This is a genomic window from Vibrio sp. 1069 (genome assembly GCF_033340555.1).
Genome location: NZ_JAWOWP010000542.1, coordinates 1 through 624, shown reverse-complemented (window position 1 = coordinate 624; position 624 = coordinate 1). Strand labels below are relative to the sequence as shown.

Here is a 624-nt window from a genome sequence, read left to right as displayed (position 1 = left end):
GAGTTTCATGCTGAGCTCCTACTAAAAGATGTACTTCGCGTTAACCGTAAAGTAACGACCTGGTTCCGTTGAGTAGCGTTTGCTCTCATCAGCTAGGCCAGCAACGTCTTGGTAACGAATGTATTCTTTGTCGAACAGGTTGATGATGGTCGCACTCAAACGAAAATCTTTGGTGATTTGGTAACTAGCCCCCAGATCGAGCGTGTTCCATGCCTCTGTTTGTGCGCATTCTGTCTTTTGTCCGAGCGACGTTTGGCAACTCGGCACACGATCCATCGAACCAGCCCAATTCCACGTCGCGAACGCATTAAAGTCTTGTTGCTGGTAGTTCAGCCCAACATTGCCCTCAAAAGGCGGGATGCTACGAACGTATTCGCCCTCAGCGTCCTTTCCATCCACATAACCAAGCTTGGTACTTAGCTTCCAAGACGATGTAAAAGCATACGCAGCAGAAAGCTCCGCGCCATAGGTTTCAACGCCGTGTAAGTTTTGGTATTGCTTGACGTAGTTGCCGCAGTTATCTTGACCCGTGGTAACAACATCAATGAAGTTTTGGAACTTGTTGTAAAACGCAGAAACGTAACGTTGCGCTCGGCCATTATCGAATTTGTTACCGATTTCAAA

At 47.4% G+C, this 624-nt stretch carries 1 protein-coding gene; it reads right to left on the bottom strand.

Annotated elements, in window-relative coordinates:
- Window positions 1-21: 21 nt before the first annotated feature.
- Window positions 22-624, bottom strand: a 603-nt coding sequence (locus R7040_RS27630; protein ID WP_318097769.1) for a TonB-dependent receptor domain-containing protein, incomplete at its 5' end; no start/stop codon positions are given.